This window comes from Vibrio sp. 10N (genome assembly GCF_036245475.1).
Classification (GTDB): Bacteria; Pseudomonadota; Gammaproteobacteria; order Enterobacterales; family Vibrionaceae; genus Vibrio.
In genome coordinates, this window is sequence record NZ_BTPM01000002.1 from 375195 (window position 1) to 391955 (window position 16761).

9 protein-coding genes are annotated in these 16761 nt (G+C 41.9%); all 9 read left to right on the forward strand.

Annotation, left to right across the window (positions count from 1 at the left end; translation table 11 throughout):
* The first annotated feature begins 63 nt into the window (after positions 1 to 63).
* Complete coding sequence (gene csm6, locus AAA946_RS17910; protein ID WP_338166141.1) at positions 64 to 1212, forward strand: CRISPR-associated ring nuclease Csm6; 1149 nt, start codon at positions 64 to 66, stop codon at positions 1210 to 1212.
* A 12-nt stretch (positions 1213 to 1224) separates the two neighbouring features.
* On the forward strand, positions 1225 to 4776 hold the full coding sequence (gene hsdR / locus AAA946_RS17915; protein ID WP_338166142.1) for a type I restriction-modification system endonuclease: 3552 nt from the start codon (positions 1225 to 1227) through the stop codon (positions 4774 to 4776).
* Positions 4777 to 4896: 120 nt separating this feature from the next.
* Positions 4897 to 5574, forward strand: a complete 678-nt coding sequence (locus tag AAA946_RS17920; protein WP_338166143.1) for a vWA domain-containing protein — start codon at positions 4897 to 4899, stop codon at positions 5572 to 5574.
* Positions 5575 to 6270 carry a PP2C family serine/threonine-protein phosphatase gene (locus AAA946_RS17925; protein ID WP_338166144.1) on the forward strand — a complete coding sequence of 232 codons (696 nt, stop codon included), beginning with the start codon at positions 5575 to 5577 and terminating at the stop codon, positions 6268 to 6270. It begins immediately after the preceding gene.
* Positions 6263 to 7693: a protein kinase domain-containing protein gene (locus AAA946_RS17930; protein WP_338166145.1), complete on the forward strand. Its 1431-nt coding sequence runs from the start codon at positions 6263 to 6265 to the stop codon at positions 7691 to 7693. The genes AAA946_RS17925 and AAA946_RS17930 overlap by 8 nt, the downstream gene beginning before the upstream one ends.
* 8 nt (positions 7694 to 7701) lie before the next feature.
* On the forward strand, positions 7702 to 11043 hold the full coding sequence (locus AAA946_RS17935) for a DEAD/DEAH box helicase (RefSeq protein WP_338166146.1): 3342 nt from the start codon (positions 7702 to 7704) through the stop codon (positions 11041 to 11043).
* On the forward strand, positions 11033 to 12487 hold the full coding sequence (locus AAA946_RS17940; RefSeq protein WP_338166147.1) for a hypothetical protein: 1455 nt from the start codon (positions 11033 to 11035) through the stop codon (positions 12485 to 12487). Before AAA946_RS17935 ends, AAA946_RS17940 begins: the two co-directional genes overlap by 11 nt.
* A gap of 3 nt (positions 12488 to 12490) precedes the next feature.
* On the forward strand, positions 12491 to 14854 hold the full coding sequence (locus AAA946_RS17945) for an AAA family ATPase (protein ID WP_338166148.1): 2364 nt from the start codon (positions 12491 to 12493) through the stop codon (positions 14852 to 14854).
* Positions 14855 to 14856: 2 nt separating this feature from the next.
* Complete coding sequence (locus AAA946_RS17950; protein WP_338166149.1) at positions 14857 to 16623, forward strand: hypothetical protein; 1767 nt, start codon at positions 14857 to 14859, stop codon at positions 16621 to 16623.
* Positions 16624 to 16761: the final 138 nt, after the last annotated feature.

Here is a 16761-nt window from a genome sequence, read left to right on the forward strand (position 1 = left end):
ATTCATCTAGTGTAATATCAGACTATGTAGCTCGATGTAACCCACTAAAAAACAAAGAATAGAATGAAAAACATCCTTCTTTCAACAACTGGCGCCAGCCCGCAAGTCCTAACAGAAACACTCTTTGCCATAGCAAAGAGCGGTCGACCATTTCCAGATGAAGTGTACGTCATCACCACACAAAGCAGTAAAGATGTTTTGCTCAATGGCCTAATCCGAGACGGTCATCTAGAAGCACTCAAAAACGAATATCAACTGCCAGAGTTCACCTTTGATGAAAGCCATGTTTGGTTGATAGAAAATGATAAAGGCGAGTATATCGACGACGCCAAGTCCATCGAAGACCAAACCTTTATGGCTGATTTCATTACCAAAAAAGTGTTTGAGTTGACTCAAGATGAACATACGGCAATTCATGCGTCGCTAGCTGGTGGACGAAAAACCATGGCATTCTATTTTGGTTATGCGATGTCCATGTTCGGCCGCTCGCAGGACACATTGAGCCACGTGTTTGTCGATGATGCTTACGAGTTTGTTAGAGATTTTTGGTATCCGACCAAGAATCAAAAGTGGGTTACGGGTAAAAATGGCCAAGGTGAAGTCGATGTAAGTCAGGCGACGGTAACATTGGCAGAAATTCCATTTGTTAGGATGAGAAATGCCGTTGACCCAACAGTGCTATCCACTATGGCTAATCTTTCTTTTAGTCAAACGGTGGGCATGTTGAACTCCTCTCGAGAGGGAGAGCTGTCCGTTACCATCGATGGCTCATCCAAATTGATTTCCACATTGGGCATAGATGTTTCACTGACAGCCAAAGAGCTGGCGTTCTATCTTTGGCTTTTAGACAAAGGTACTGAGGGTCTGCTTGTTGATCGATATTTTGAAGACCAGCAGAAGCACAGCATCGATTTTCTAAACACTTACTGCCAGTTTGCACGTGACCCAAGGGTATTTGGCACCTTTGGCACTACACCTGAAGATTTTGTAGAGGGTGATTACTCTACATTATCTGGTATGAGCAAAGACTTCCTGCAGCCCATTTGTTCGACCATAAATCGCAAGCTTAAGAAAGCCTTACCAACTCAAACGGCAGGTATGTTGGAGGTAGTGTCGATTTCTGAGGGTGTAAACCAGCGTTATTCAGTTGCACTTTGTCGCCCGGATATCGAAGTGTCTGTCATCAACAAGCATTGTGAATCAGAGAGTTAAAGGAAAGACACTATGGCTAAATCTAACTTTGAGTTCCTGAAAGGCGTCAACGATTTTCTATTTGCTATCGCTCGTGCAGCAGAAAAAAACTATCCTGATGACCCAAATACAACTCTGGTCAAACTCAGAATATTCGGTGAATCGACAGCAAAGCATCTTGCAAAGTTGCTCGACATTGAGATTCCTGAAAATCAAAACGACCTACTGCGCGAACTAGGCAGAATCCCTTTTGTTGATGACAGCATACTGAGCGTCTTCCATAAGCTTCGTAAAAACGGCAACAAGGCAGTTCATGAATATCATAACGATCTGCAGGATGCAGAGATGTGTTTGCGCCTCGCATTCAGAGTAGCGGTTTGGTACTACCGCCTCGTTACCAAGCAATATGACTTCCCAGTTCCGCAGTTTGAACTTCCAACTTCTGACAGCAGCCCAGCCTTCGAACAAGAAATACTGTCACTAAAAGCTGAACTGGCACAGGCGCGCCAAGCAGAAACGCTGACCAAAGCGGAGTTCGAAGCACAACAAGTGAAGCTCATTTCACTTAACGGTTACATCTCCGTTTTAGAGAGTAAACAAGAGGAAACTCAAGAGCAGTCTCAAGCTCGAATTGCAGCTTTAGAAGCGAAGCTACAAGAAAAAGAGCAGGAGCTCTCCAAGAAGACAGAGAGTGAACGCAGGGCTTACAAGCAGCAAATCACCAAAGAAGCGGCATCTCGTAGCCTCGAGCTTAGCGAGGCAGAAACTCGCTTCTTAATTGACTCGCAACTCCGTAAAGCGGGTTGGGATGCCGACAGTAAAACGCTCACGTTTGCTAATGGAACTCGTCCCCAGGTAGGTCGCAATATTGCCATCGCAGAGTGGCCAACGGGTAAATATGAGACAGGAAAAACAGGGTTTGCAGATTATGTACTGTTTGTTGGATTGTGCCCCATTGCTGTGGTGGAAGCCAAAAAAGCGAACACTGATGTCTCCGCGAAACTCAATGAAGCTTATCGTTACAGCAAATACTTTGATTCGGCTTTCTTGAAGCAAGAGTTAGAACAAGCAGCTAACGACGACGAAGTGCTGGACCAAATTGCCGAAACCTTCCCGAACTATGCACCTACTTGGCCTGACGCCAGTGGAAAAGAAAGCTACAAAATTCCATTTTGTTTCTCCGCCAATGGTCGTGACTACCGAGCTGCAATGAAAACCAAAAGCGGCATTTGGTTTCGAGACGTAAGACATAACACCAATATGCCAAAGGCGTTGCCAGAGTGGCACCGCCCAGAAGAGCTTGTCGCCAAACTGGAGAACGACCTGCAGCTCCAAAACCGATGGTTTGCCGACAATGCCGACATGAACGATCTTGGTTTACGTTACTACCAAGAAGAAGCGGTGCAAGCGGTCGAGAAGGCGATTATCGCAGGTCAACAGGACATTCTACTTGCGATGGCCACAGGTACAGGCAAGACGCGCACTGCTATCGCCCTAATGTATCGTCTTATTCAGTCACAGCGTTTTAAACGTGTGTTGTTCTTAGTCGACCGAACTTCACTGGGCAAGCAAGCATTGGATTCGTTTGAAGATACCAATATCAAAGGCGATACCTTTAACGCTATCTTCAACATAAAAGGATTAACGGATCGCTTCCCAGAAGACAGTACCAAGATTCATGTAGCAACAGTACAGTCGTTGGTTAAACGAACACTTCAAAGCGATGAAGTGATGCCTGTTGGTCGTTATGACTGCATTATCGTTGATGAGGCGCACCGTGGTTACATCCTCGATAAAGAGCAGACGGAAGGGGAACTGAAGTTCCGTAATCAGCTCGATTTTATCTCTTCTTATCGCCGTATAATCGACCATTTTGATGCGGTTAAAATTGCACTTACGGCGACTCCAGCGCTGCATACCATTGATATCTTTGGTGGTGGCACGCTGGGTGACACTCAGAAAAAGCCGGTTTACCGCTATAGCTATAGAAAAGCGGTCATTGATGGTTACCTGTGCGACCAAGAGCCGCCAATCAAAATCAAGACCAAATTGAGTGAAGAAGGTGTCTACTTATCAAAAGGTGCAGAGGTCGTGCGTCTGTCTAACCAAGGCGAACTCATTAACGACACCTTAGAAGATGAGCAAGGGTTTGAAGTCGCAGACTTTAACCGCAACCTTATTGCTTCAAACTTCAATAAGGTCGTATGTGAGGAGTTAGTACAGCATATCGATCCAACAAGCGCCCAAAAGACATTGGTATTTTGTGTCAACAACACTCATGCAGATACGGTAGTTGAAGAGCTTCGCGTTGCGTTTAGGGCGAAATATCCAGACCTTGAACACGACGCGATCATCAAGATCACAGGCGATGCCGACAAGGACGCCAATAAAGTCCAATCAATGATCACTCGCTACAAAAAAGAGCGACTACCTAACATCGTGGTCACCGTTGATTTGCTAACGACAGGGGTAGATATCCCGAGTATCTGTAACCTAGTATTCATGCGAAAAGTACGCAGCCGAATTCTCTATGAGCAGATGAAAGGCCGAGCAACGCGCTTATGTCCTGCAGTCGGTAAAAGCTCATTCCGAATTTTTGATGCCGTGGATTTGTACTCGACACTACAAAGTGTAGACACCATGCGACCAGTAGTGGTTCGTCCACAAGTAGAGCTGCAAACGTTGGTTAACGAGATCACCGATTCCGAAACCTACAAAACCAAAGAAGCTGACGGACGCAGCTTTGCCGAGCATAGTCACGAGCAGTTAGTGGCGAAAATGCAGCGCATTATTAGCCACGCGCAATTCAACCGTGATCGCTCTAAAGAGATAGAATCTCAAGTGAAACGCCTAGATGAAATCTGCAGCAATGCAGCAGGATGTGACTTTGCAAGCTTGGCAAAAACACTCAAAACCAAGGGACCAAAGTGGTCTGCTGAAATCTTCAACAAAGTACCGAATATGGTCGGTCGCTTAGAGCAGCTTAAAAACGACATTAACGCTATGCGAGACATGCCAATCTTCACGGATATTCACGATGAAGTGGTTGAGGTAACCCAGGCGTACGGAGACTTTGATAACCCAGAAGACTTCTTAGAGGCATTCGATAAGCTAGTGGACGTTTCCGTAAACCAACAGGAAGCGTTGGACGCTATTATTAATCGTCCACGAGACCTAACTCGCAAAGGCTTGATTGAACTGCAAGAGTGGTTCGATGCACAAGACTTCAACGAAGCGAATCTTCGCAGCGCATGGAAGGCCGCTAAGAACCAAGATATTGCCGCTAAGCTTATCGGTCATATTCGACGTGCCTCTATTGGGGATGCGCTACTTCCGTTTGAAAAGCGTGTTGAGCTCGCTCTAGAGAGAATAAAATCGGCCAATGATTGGAATACAGAACAGCTGACATGGCTCGATAGGTTGGCACAATCCATCAAAGACAAGGTCATACTCGATGATGACACCTTTAAAACCGGTAACTACAAGCGTAAAGGTGGAAAACGCAAGCTTATGAAAGTCTTTAATGATGACCTAGAAAGTATATTGCTTGAGTTCACCGAACATATTTGGGACGAACCCGCGTAAATCAATTGGCATTGAAATGGTCTAAGGCGAGTTACTTCTTCATATTGTTAGATATGTGAATCAATTTAGCTTCCGTGACAAGAAGTAAAATATCGAATTAACTGAAGTATAAGGAACAGTATGGAACTGAATAAATTTGTTGCGAATAGAGCTCGGCCTTTACCCGTAATCGTTATGGCCGATACTAGCGGTAGTATGCGAGAACACGGCAAGATTGAAGCACTAAATCGCTCAATCAAAGATATGATCACAAGCTTTGCAAGTGAAAGTCGTCTTAGAGCGGAGATCCACTTGGCCATTGTTACCTTTGGTCTCGACGCTGAAACACACCTTCCTCTGACTCCGGCTCATCAAATAGAGCAAATAGAAAATTTTGTTGCTCAAGGCACGACCCCTTTAGGAGCTGCTTGCACAATTGTTAAAGAAATGATTGAAAATAAAGAGTGCATTCCATCTAGGGCGTACAGACCAATAGTAATTTTAGTTTCTGATGGTTACCCGACCGATGACTACAATAGTGCATTTGATGCCTTGCTAAACAGCGAGCGTGCTAAAAAGGCAACGAGGTTCGCTTTATCAATAGGTAAAGATGCTGACAACTCCTTACTTGAGTCTTTTGGTAATGATATTGAGGCGCCACTCTTTTTTGCACATAACGCTGCCGAAATAGGTCGTTTTTTCCGTGCTGTGACAATGAGCGTAGCAAATCACTCTAAAAGCCAAAAATCAAATGAGCCTATGAAACTGGAGTTTGTGAGTGATGATTTAGCTGATGATGATTTAGATATCCCGTTGTAGATGAAAGTCAGCATATCAAAACTCTCTGTTATAGGTCCTTCACACGTTGATCTAAGTTTGCCCAATCAAGACGCTGCCGCATCAAAAACGGATAGAGGTAGATGGGCAGTGGCAGTTGCTGATGGGATGGGGTCTAGAGTCTTATCTCATATTGGGTCAAAACTGGCGGTTGATGTAGCGGTTAGCTCTTGTATAGATAGCAGCGAAGGTATTTCTGATAGAGAGCTCATTACTGACATCTATACAAGGTGGTTAAGTGGACTTCACCTCAAAAATATAGAATCTAACGATGCTGTCACTACGTTACTGGTTGCTTGGGGAAATTCAAGAGGAGAATACCGTTTTCTCCAGCTTGGTGATGGTGTTATTTGCAGCAACATTATTAATCATTCTGTTTCAGAAGACGATTTGTTCTCTAATGAAACAACAGGCTTGGGCCTTAGTAAAAAGCTCTCACATTGGCGAACGGGGCGCGGAAAGTTGTTACAGGAAGCAAGTCGAGGATTAGTTTTAATGACTGATGGAATATCTGAAGATATTGAAGAACACATAGGCTTTTGTGACACATTAATAACGCGTGCACAGCGAGTTAGTTTGAGAGCAACAAAAAAACAGTTAAAAGGTCTACTTAACAACTGGCCTACACCACATCATACAGATGACAAAACAATTGCAGTGGTCTTAGTTAATGAATAGCAAGAAGAGAAACACGGTTTTTGATAAACATGGCAATGCGTACGAGCTAGTTGAAAAAATTGGCGAGGGGGGGCAGGGCGTTGTCTGCAAAACTCAATTAAGCGGTATTTTGGTGAAAATATTAAATACCAAGAATGAGAATGCTATTCAAAAATGGAAAAGCCAGTTGGAGTGGAGTCTGAGACAAGATTTAACTGGGCTCAACTTAGCTCATCCTAAGATTCAAATAACAAGACCGCGCCTAGGCTACGTTATGGAGTTGATGGATGGGTTGATTCCACTACAACAAGTATTAGAGAAAAGTTTTAGCGATCTTGTTGATAACCAGAGCATTGAGCAGTACATAAAGACAGGTGGATTAAAAAGACGTTTACACATACTTCTTAAAGTTGCTAAAACACTAGCTAAGCTTCATGGTCGAGGGTATGCATACGGAGATATTTCACCAGCGAATATCTTTGTCTCAGAAGACAGTCGTTACTCAGAAGTATGGTTTATCGATTGCGATAATTTGTGTGTCGACGAACGAGAGGGCTTTACTCACATACATACTCCAGGATACGGCGCTCCAGAAGTCGTAAGAGGTGACATAGGTGTCAATGCACTAACAGATCAATGGTCCTTTGCCGTAATGGCCTTTGAGCTACTCACGCATCAACATCCATTTATGGGCCTTGAAGTCGAAGATGGTGAAGCCGAGGTTGTCGAGCAGCAGGCATATGAAGGACGATTACCTTGGGTTTATGATTCTGAAGATGATTGCAACGAGAGCACTGGAGGGATCGATCTTTCCTTAGTATCCAACGAGGCATTATACAATCTGTTCGATAGATGTTTTACCAAAGGCAAAACTCATCCATACGAGAGGCCCTCATTAGGTGCATGGTGTGTTTCACTTCAGGAGGCACTAGACCATCTATTGGAATGCCCAAGTTGCAAAAGTCATTATTTTGTTGATTTTTCAACAGATGAACAGGCTTGTCCATTTTGCTCGGCCGTTGTAGATAAAGAACACTATGCTGTACTGAAGCAAGTTATTTACCTCAATGAGGAAGAACTGCGCGAGACGCCGAATGTATCTGATGGTTTTGTTGATACTAACAATCTTCGTATTGTTAGTAATGGTACGTCTTTGAATTTTAAATCTGCTCCATATAACACAGAGTTATGGTTTGAGAGTGAGGATGACTTGACTGTAACCATGAGTAATGGAGATATCTATTTAGTTCCAGAGAACCATGCGGTTTGTAATATATCTCGTAAAAATACCTCCCAGGTACATCAAATTAAACACAAACAGAGAATAGCTGCAAAGCGCCGCAGTGCTATTGACCCTTATGAATTCACTACCTGGCGGAAATCAGAAGAGCACGATGCTAGTTATGTTAATTTGTTGAGTGCTTATAGATGGCAATTGGTGTGAGGTGGTAAATGAACTTATTAGACTCTAAATGCCTTACAGGCGATGTCATTGAACTTGTCTTCGAAGATCCTAATGATGCGAATTTGGATTGGAAAACAGGTCAAGCAGTAGAACTGTTTTTTGAGGTAGATTCTTATTACATCAAACAGGGAAATAGAGATTTTTTTGCTGAAGTCACGTTCAAGAATACGTCTTTAGCTATGGCTGTTTCGGGTACTAGAGCGAGAAGAGTTTGTGCAGTCTCTTGCTACAAAAATTCTCGCGCTATAGCTATCCGTTATGTCAGCGTCATTGACAGCTACGATGAGGATCTTGAGTTTAAGATTGAACCTATTTTTGTAGAGGAGATAAAAAAGCAAGTACCAACTTTGCTTGACAATGAGAGCGTAAGAGCGTGGCTTAATGATGAGTTTATTTTTGAAAAAGAGAATAAAGGCGGCATCTTTGTTGAATTTCTTGATAATTCTACAGAATCATTCTTCCTTATTGGCAAAGAATATAAAATCTTAGTTGATAGAATCGGTAGAAATTGGCACCTTTCGTCAATTCGTCATTTCGATGGTGAGACAGATAAATTATATGCTTATCATGGTGAGCATGAATTTAAGTTATATGGAATTGAAGAGCAGTTAAATAGCTCTAACTATAAACATCAACTTGAACAACATCTGCAAGACAATGCAAGTTACTTTAAGCTATGGAAAAAATACTCAGACCTTCACTGGGAGCAACACTCAAGATTGGCGAAAGCAGTGGGGTTCCTCGAATATGACTCTGCCTCTAGTGAATCAGAATCTGAAATACGATTTAAGTTCAAGGTAGGGCGTGACGCACTGGCCTCGTTCTTTGAACGATACAAAAGTGAGTTAGATGCACTCGGCGATACCTTTTCGATGTCAGAGTTAGAGCTACAGGTCGCTTTGGATTTGCCGAGTTGGCTCACTTCATCAGAGAACTTTGAAAAGGCAGGTTCAAGACCTGTTTTCTTGAATAGAGTTAAAGTTGAAGGCGACTATTTAGTTGCAAATTTACGACAAAGACCAAGAACTAAGGGTTTTATCTTCGTTTCTCTTAATGGTATGAAAAAGCAACACGAAAGGAAAAAAGTTGCGTTTGATCTATTGAAGGATGGAAGAAACCCAATGCCGCAGCTCAAGTTTATTTTAGAAGGTGTAACGCCACCAGAGACGAAGACCAAAAAGCTCCGTGCGATAACAACAACTTTAAAGAAAAAACTTGGTAGAAAGTCCTTAACTAAGAAACAAGAAAAAGCTGTAAAAGTAGCCTTAAATACACCGGATATCGCTTTAATTATAGGCCCTCCAGGTACTGGGAAAACTCAGGTTATCTCTGCGATTCAACATAGAATTGCTGAAGAGGGAAATAAGTACAATCTTTCACTTAAACATCAAGTTCTATTGACGAGCTATCAACACGACGCAGTAGACAACGTTGTAGCAAGATCTGGTGTTTTCGGTCTTCCTGCGATCAAAGTGGGGGGTAAGAAGGATGATGCTGAACAGTTACTAGAAAATGGCGTAGCTAGTTGGATATCCAAAGTTGTCGATAAGGTAAAGCCAATCGTCGATAAAGAAATTGAAAGTAGTGATGAATTTTTATTGGTAGACAAGGTTTCTTCGCTCGTCTTTCAAATCAAAAATTCTAGTAGTGCCAGCTTCACTTATCAAAACTTAGTCGAATTGCAGGTGAACCTTAGGAAATTGGCTTTTGGTTATGGCATTAAGGTCTCCTCTAAGGTTGAGAGAAATATCGAACAGCTTTTAGAGAAGTATAGCTTATCGTCTTCTTATGCATTAACGGCTGCTCAAAAGCAAGAACTAACAACCGCGGTAAGGGCTTTGAGAACTGAAGCTATCTCTTATGAAGATGATGGGATGCTCAGACTAGAAAGGCTAACTACTCTACTTTCTGAGCTTAACATTGCTGCCAAAGGCACAGAAAAGCTCCAAGCGATGCTACAAACCGACATAGATTTTGAGATATTAAAAAGCGTAAAAGACAGGTTACTGGAAGCTTTACAAGAACAGTTTGTGCTCCCAAACCAACGCTCATTGAAGACCGGGCAAACCAGACTATTAGACGATTTAATCGAAGAACTTAAAGCTTGTTTAGCAAGTTCGCCGCGACTTGGCCAGTTGTATTATCGTAAAAAATACCTTGATCACTTGATGCTTGAGAAACAACAGGTTCGGAAATCGTTGGAAGAATACAGTGCCGTACTAGGAGCGACCTGTCAGCAAGCTGCTGGAGAAGCTATGGTCGGTGTAAAGTCTGTTGAGCACAGTAAAAGCATTCACTTTGATTCGGTGATTGTCGACGAAGCTGCAAGAGCCAATCCGCTAGATCTCATGATACCGATGTCAATGGCGCGCAAACGTATTGTTTTAGTGGGGGATCACAGACAGCTTCCGCATATGTTAGAACCTAGAGTAGAAAAAGAATTGCAAGATAAAAACGAGCTAGAGATTACTGATCACGAACTGTTGCAACAAAGTTTGTTTGAACGTTTGTATTTCTCACTTTCTAAATATGAAAAAGATGGTTCTTCAGAACACAAACGCGTTGTTATGCTAGATACTCAGTTTCGTATGCATCCTGAGCTAGGTGCATTTGTCAGCGAAGAGTTTTACGAGAGGTTTGGTTTACCTCCTGTGAAACCAGGCTTGGATGAATCGTATTTTCCTTTAGATGTCCCAGGATATGAAGGAAAGCTTGCAGCATGGATTGATGTTGAGCGTTCAAAAGGCAAGATGTCATCAAAGAATGGCTCCAAATATCGAGATTGCGAAGCGGAAGTTATAGCAGACGAAGCATACAAGATACTATCAGCAAGACCGGATTTAAGTGTAGGAATTATCACTTTCTATGCAGCTCAAAGAGACCATATCATTGAAAAAATGGTGGAGAGAAGAGTGATGGAGGATTCCGGTTCAGGTTCTAGTGTCGTTTCTGAGTACAGAATGACGAGACCAAATTCAGGTGAGACGCCTGAAGAGCGCTTCCGTGTTGGTTCTGTTGACGCGTTCCAGGGAAAAGAGTTTGATGTGGTTTTATTATCTACGGTTCGAAGTTGGAATGAACCAGATGAAATCACACAAGATAGTGTCAATGCGCAGCTCGGTTTTCTCCGTATACCAAACCGAATAAACGTTGCCATGTCGCGACAGAAACGCCTTTTGATCGTCGTAGGTGATGCTAGCTTAGCTTCGAATAGGCTGAACCAACTTATGCCAGAGTCCACTCGAACATCTGAAGCTGAAAGATTACTAGTTGGCTTTCCCAAGTTCTTTAATGAACTGTGTCAAAAGGAGAAAGGTCTTGTTCTCTAATAAATATATTAAAACAATAGACTTCCCTAAAGGCAGAGAAGTCCAGCTTTTCGCATGGCCTGTATACTCTTGGGAAGTGTATCTGTCTTCGCATAGAGGTCGTGAACTTAATCTTTTTGAAAGAGCTATTTTAGAGCTAATAAGGGTTAGTGGTAATAGAGACTTGTCTGCAAGTGAGATAGCTACATGGCTTTGTTTAGAGAAAGAAATGGTTTTATACATATTAACCGCAACATTGCAACCGAATGGTTGGCTGGATAAAAACTTTAAGATTACAGAAAGCGGCCGAAAAATCTTGGATTCTGAGTTGGAACCAGAGATGGCAACGGCGTCCGTTTTTCAATGTGCGTTAACAGGTCAATGGCTTCCTAGAATTTCTTATCACTCAATCGAGGTCAAACCAGAAAATGACACGAATGTACTGACGTTTAAGCTCGATCGAGCAACAGACAGAACGGTTAGAGCATATCGAGCAAGAAAACGGTTGCAAGAGATTAGTCGGCCGACTATCTCTGACTTAGAAAACCTTTTGAGCAAGGACAAAGAAGCTCGTTGGATCGCGAATAACATCAGTGAAGAGAGATATCATCTGCCTATCAAGGCAGAAAAAATGCTTCTGTCTGATAAAGAAGCGGAGCAAGCGTATTTGTTGCTGTGGGCAGACACCTCATCGGGTTTTAAGTTTGACTTCTTCGATCCTTTTGGTCTTTCAAGCAAGGCATCGTGGATGAATAAACTATTTGATCACGCAAGAAATGCGGATGATAGGTTAGAGCAGTTCTCCTGCTCAAAATTCGACACCTCCGAGGAGGAACTCTCTTATCAGGAAGCTGTTGATCTTATGAAAGAAACAGCCCGCGTTGAAGTATTAAGTCGATACCCGAATGCAGAGCGTTTTGAAGATTTGGTTGAACCGTTATTTGAGCTGATGAATGGTAAAGAGAGGCTTAATCGAGAAAAATCGGCTGACTACAGCCTAAATAAATCGCTAATTAATGGATGTGGCTCTGTTTTAGAAGTCTTGTGTAAGGCTACTTTGAAGGCTTATCCATTCAAGCGACTAAACGTCTTACCGGGGAAACATCTTTCAAATCATGAAAAGAAAAGAGAGCTCGAGTGGCTATTGAAAGAAGTTGGTAAGTTCAGTGCTTCACAGGTAGAGAGCATTCTCAGCGTACAGCCAGGGAAGATCTTTCAAACAGCGAAGGGTCGGAATTCAAGTCTTCGCTCTTTGTTAGCGACGATTTTCATATCAATGAGGGATTACCCACACCATCCACTGTTGTTTATTACAAACGATAGTTTGCTATTCGATGAAGTATACAAATTGTCGCATTCCCGTGATGAGGCTTCGCACGGAAACAATACAAAATTCACAAATGAACAGGCGTTACATTACATCAATGTTGTGCACAAAGTTTTAGATAATATGTTAGTAGGCTAAAAAATGGCTAAAGGTAAAAATAGAAAAGTTGCAACAAATATTCCTACCGAAAGATCAAAATCCTCAGTTTCAAACGGGTTTCTTGGTGGTCTACTCAAAAAAGCAGGTGTCCCTTCGGATGAGCAACTACTGAGTAAGCTTAATGAAGACGAAAAACAGGCTCTAGTAGCTCTAACAAACCAGCTCGAACATTTAATTTCCGAAAATGAGACTAGAAAGAAAGAACAAGAAGACGCTCAAGTCGAAATTGATTTCAATTTAGAGCAATCAGCCAAAGATCACGAAGAAGCTAAAGTTAAACTCCAATCGATAGAAGGAAAAGAGGCGTCTATTGGAGTAAAAGAGAAAGAGCTGCTAGCGAAAACATCTGAGCTTTCAATTAAAGAGAAGTCGTTATTAGAAAAGGAAGCTAACGCAAACGCAGGTTTTGTTCTGGAACGTCAACAGTCTCTTGAATCTTTAAAAAAAGAGTATCAAAAAATTGAGCAAAAGATTGCGCACCTTGATGAGCAACGAAGAACAAATGAAATCAAAATCCTTGAGCAACAAGCTCAAAGTAACCAACGAGTAAAAGAGCAAGAAAATATCCGATTTGAAGCATTGAAGAACAAGCTGTTGGTTGAGCAGCAGCAGTTAGATGAGCGCCAGATCGAGCTTGACAAAAAAATCGAAGAAAACAAGTTACTAAATGAGCAGCTTAAGAAAAAGCTTGGTGCGCATGCTGTATTGAAAAAACAAGCCTTAGAAGAGTGTCAAAGAGAGTTTCAGACGGAAAAAGTAAATTTAGAAAATCAATTGAAGCTGTTAGAAGATTATCGTAAACGTGATCAACAAGAAATTATAACTCTGACTGAACGTATACGTGGTTACAAAGAGTTGGAAAGAGAAGCTAAAATCAAAGAACTTGGCTCTCCTGCGGCAGTTTTACAACGAATTGATGAGCTTGAAAAAGACCTACGAGATGCACGCATTAAATTAAAAGGTCGCAGTGAAGACGATTTGGAAGAAGAATTAGATTTCTACAAAGATCGAGTGGATGATTTAGAAGAAGAGCTAAGAGATCTAAAACAAGAACATGAAGAGGTTAAGCTACGAGAAGGTAAGTATAAGCTCAGCATGAGAGAAAAGTTAGAGCTGCAGAAGCAAAAGGATCTTCTTGAACTTAGCAATGCAGCATTAACTCACAGTATCGAAGCGGTTAAGTCTCAATTAGATGACTTAATCGAAAAGCAGCAGTCTCAAGAAGTTTTTAAAGAACTGACACTAATGGACCGAAAATATCGTGAGCCGGTTCCAGCACAACCCGTTAATTCATTGAAAGAATTTACAGAAGAGTTGCAACATAGAATCGCTATATCTACGGATGTAGAGCTGTATTACGATTTAGACTTGCTCAGAAAGTTCATGGCTGGTTTAGCTCTCAGCCCTTTGCACGTTTTCCAAGGGATCTCAGGAACAGGTAAAACGAGTTTGGTAAACGCGTTTGCCGCTGCGGTAGGCGGTGAAGTGACGACGGTACCAGTCCAAGCTGGTTGGCGGGATAGAGACGATTTAATCGGTCACTACAATGCGTTTGAAAAACGCTACTATGAAAAAGAGTGTCTGCAAGGCCTATATAAAGCACATACTCCATCTTACGAAAATAGATTCAATATCATCCTTTTGGATGAGATGAACCTATCTCGTCCAGAACAATACTTCGCAGAGTTTTTGTCGGCAATGGAGCAAAATGAACAGAAACGTAAAGTGGTGTTAATGGACTCTTCTGTCGCAAATCCGCCGAAGCACTTTGTAGAAGAGAGAAAGCTATTACTTAAAACCAATACTTGGTTTATGGGGACAGCGAACCATGATGAAACGACATTCGAATTTGCGGATAAAACGCATGACCGAGCGTTCACATTAGATTTGGAGAAGCAAGTTAAGCCTGAAGGTTGGGTTGCCAAGTCTATCAAGAACACCGTCATAGATTTTGATTCAGTTGATGAGTTGTTTGTGAAGGCACAAAAGACCCATCGAAAACTGGTCTTAGACATGCTTAAAAAGCTCACTAAATCTGATTTTACAGCAATCCTTGAACGTCAGTTTGATATCGGTTGGGGTAATCGTTTGGAAGCTCAGGCACTGAAATTCGTATCCGTTTACAAAGAGTGTGGTGGTCATGAAGCCGATGCACTTGAGCACCTGCTGATTACGAGAGTGCTTCGTAAAGGCAAAGTACTTGGACGTTATGATATTTCAGTGGAGAAACTTAAAGACCTAAAAAGTGCTCTAGGTGTCTTGTTTAAGGCCTTTAATAGCCCTTGTACGAGAGCGATTAATATCATTGAGAGCGAAATTACTCGTAAAGAAGAAGGGGTTTATTAACAATGTTAATAGACAGGGTAACTTCTGAAAATGTTAATCCCAACGAACTATCTCGCCTACAATCAGGGCGTTATGCCCTGACTGTTCAAAAACGTAAGGGGTGCTTTGAAGAATCACTGATATTAGAGCCTATTATCCCAGAGGGACTCTCGACAGATTTCGTTTTTGCTCAGCCTTCGGAGGATCTGTTTACTAATGAAGATATTCTAAAGAGCGAGCAACAACTTAGAGTGATTTACGATGCTATCCATCAAATCAATGATAAATTTGATACAACTGACCTAGATAAGTTTAGCCATTTCCTACCACCAGAAATTAGCAAAAACATAACACCCAATGAGCTGGATATCGGAATAGACGATGCTTTCGATAATGGCGTGTTATTTCAGATAAATAGCTCGCCAAGAATGAGCATGCGTTACGACACAGAACTGTTGCCTACGAGTAGAGTAAAGCGGTATGCGAATAACTATCAAGCTCACTTAGTTGCACATTCCGAGTGCTGGCAGCAAAGGACGATTGTTGGCATTGTTCCTAAAAAACTAATGGCAAAAGTTAGTGAGGACGAGATCGGTATTTATGAGAACATCGTTTACGTACGGTTAATTGATAATTTATTCAATTATTTGACGTTATACAAAATACGTCTTGAGGAGATTGTTACTTTCATTGGGAAATTTGGAACCCTGGACAGCAGCAACAAAGATCATCGTTATATCACTCAATTAACTGAGGACTGGGGCAGGGCATATGAAAACAGTACCGACTCGATGGAGCAACTGCAGGATCAAACTGAATCAAGTCTAGAGAAAATCAAGGCCAGTATTCGAAAGCTATCCCAGTTACGATCAGACAAACTGTATCAGTCGATTCCACGTGCAGCTAAGGTGGGTATGGAGCTGAAACAAACCAATATTCTGGTTCACGACAAAAACTATCGAAGAGTTGCTAAGCTTTGGCGACTTTGGCTTGCAAACTCGAATATTGATAAGTTATCACCAAAACAGGCTCTTGAACAAAAACAGCATAACTTCATCCAATTTCAAAGATACTTTGACCAAGTGTTGAGGCAAGTGTTCTTTAATTTAGGCTGGTCTTTATCCGAAGCAAAGGATGGCTATAAATTAACACACAACAATACGTTTGAACTAGAGGTCAAACACTCAGGTAAAGGTGAGTGGTTAGTAGTAAAAAAAGAAGATGTAGTAGCTCGAATAGTTGCTATTTCTGAACCATTGGTTGAAGAAATTTCAGAAAGAGAGTTAGCACCTGGAGTGTTTCTAGTATGTCCCGAAAATAATACGTTGAGTTCAAGTGACCACATTATCGAAATCTCACCGATTGCCCTTGACGGAAAAGAAATCTTAGCTGGTAAACTGCAACAGCAGATTTTGAAAACTATCATTCGTGAGTATTTGACTGGGTTTAAGGTCAAGCTGCCCACCGCGATAGACAAGCTATATCAAGAGAAATTTGACTTCAGTTTGTCAGATGAAGAACTCAAAATAGCGAAGGAACATGCTAATACAGAGCTGTACAACGCAATTGTCACTAAAAGTCATATATCGATGTACTTAAAGCAGTGTCCGGTTTGTAGCCAGCCAGCTCACGAAAGTAGTGTTGAGCAAACAACGAAAGACTACTTTAAGGCAGCTTGCAGAAACAAAACTTGCAAAGCAACTTGGACTTTAGACGTTAAGCGGTCGCTATTTAGTTTGAATGAGGAGAGTTCATCAAACGGTAGGTTTGCGTTCAGTTTCAGTTTTTAGGATACACTGGTTTGATTGGGATAACGGGAACCGAATAAGGGCAGGGTGACTTATGTCGCCTTGTAAGCACAATTCTTCTGCGGAAAATGCATGTTCAAGCCTTCAGGCGTACCATGTTTCGGTTTCAGTGTTGAATTA

Excerpts from the sequence above, each read along its gene's own strand:
- hsdR (WP_338166142.1), top strand. The coding sequence starts at position 1,225 with ATGGCTAAATCTAACTTTGAGTTCCTGAAAGGCGTCAACGATTTTCTA.
- AAA946_RS17925 (WP_338166144.1), top strand. The coding sequence starts at position 5,575 with ATGAAAGTCAGCATATCAAAACTCTCTGTTATAGGTCCTTCACACGTT.
- AAA946_RS17935 (WP_338166146.1), top strand. The coding sequence starts at position 7,702 with ATGAACTTATTAGACTCTAAATGCCTTACAGGCGATGTCATTGAACTT.
- AAA946_RS17945 (WP_338166148.1), top strand. The coding sequence starts at position 12,491 with ATGGCTAAAGGTAAAAATAGAAAAGTTGCAACAAATATTCCTACCGAA.
- AAA946_RS17950 (WP_338166149.1), top strand. The coding sequence starts at position 14,857 with ATGTTAATAGACAGGGTAACTTCTGAAAATGTTAATCCCAACGAACTA.
- AAA946_RS17930 (WP_338166145.1), top strand. The coding sequence starts at position 6,263 with ATGAATAGCAAGAAGAGAAACACGGTTTTTGATAAACATGGCAATGCG.
- AAA946_RS17920 (WP_338166143.1), top strand. The coding sequence starts at position 4,897 with ATGGAACTGAATAAATTTGTTGCGAATAGAGCTCGGCCTTTACCCGTA.
- csm6 (WP_338166141.1), top strand. The coding sequence starts at position 64 with ATGAAAAACATCCTTCTTTCAACAACTGGCGCCAGCCCGCAAGTCCTA.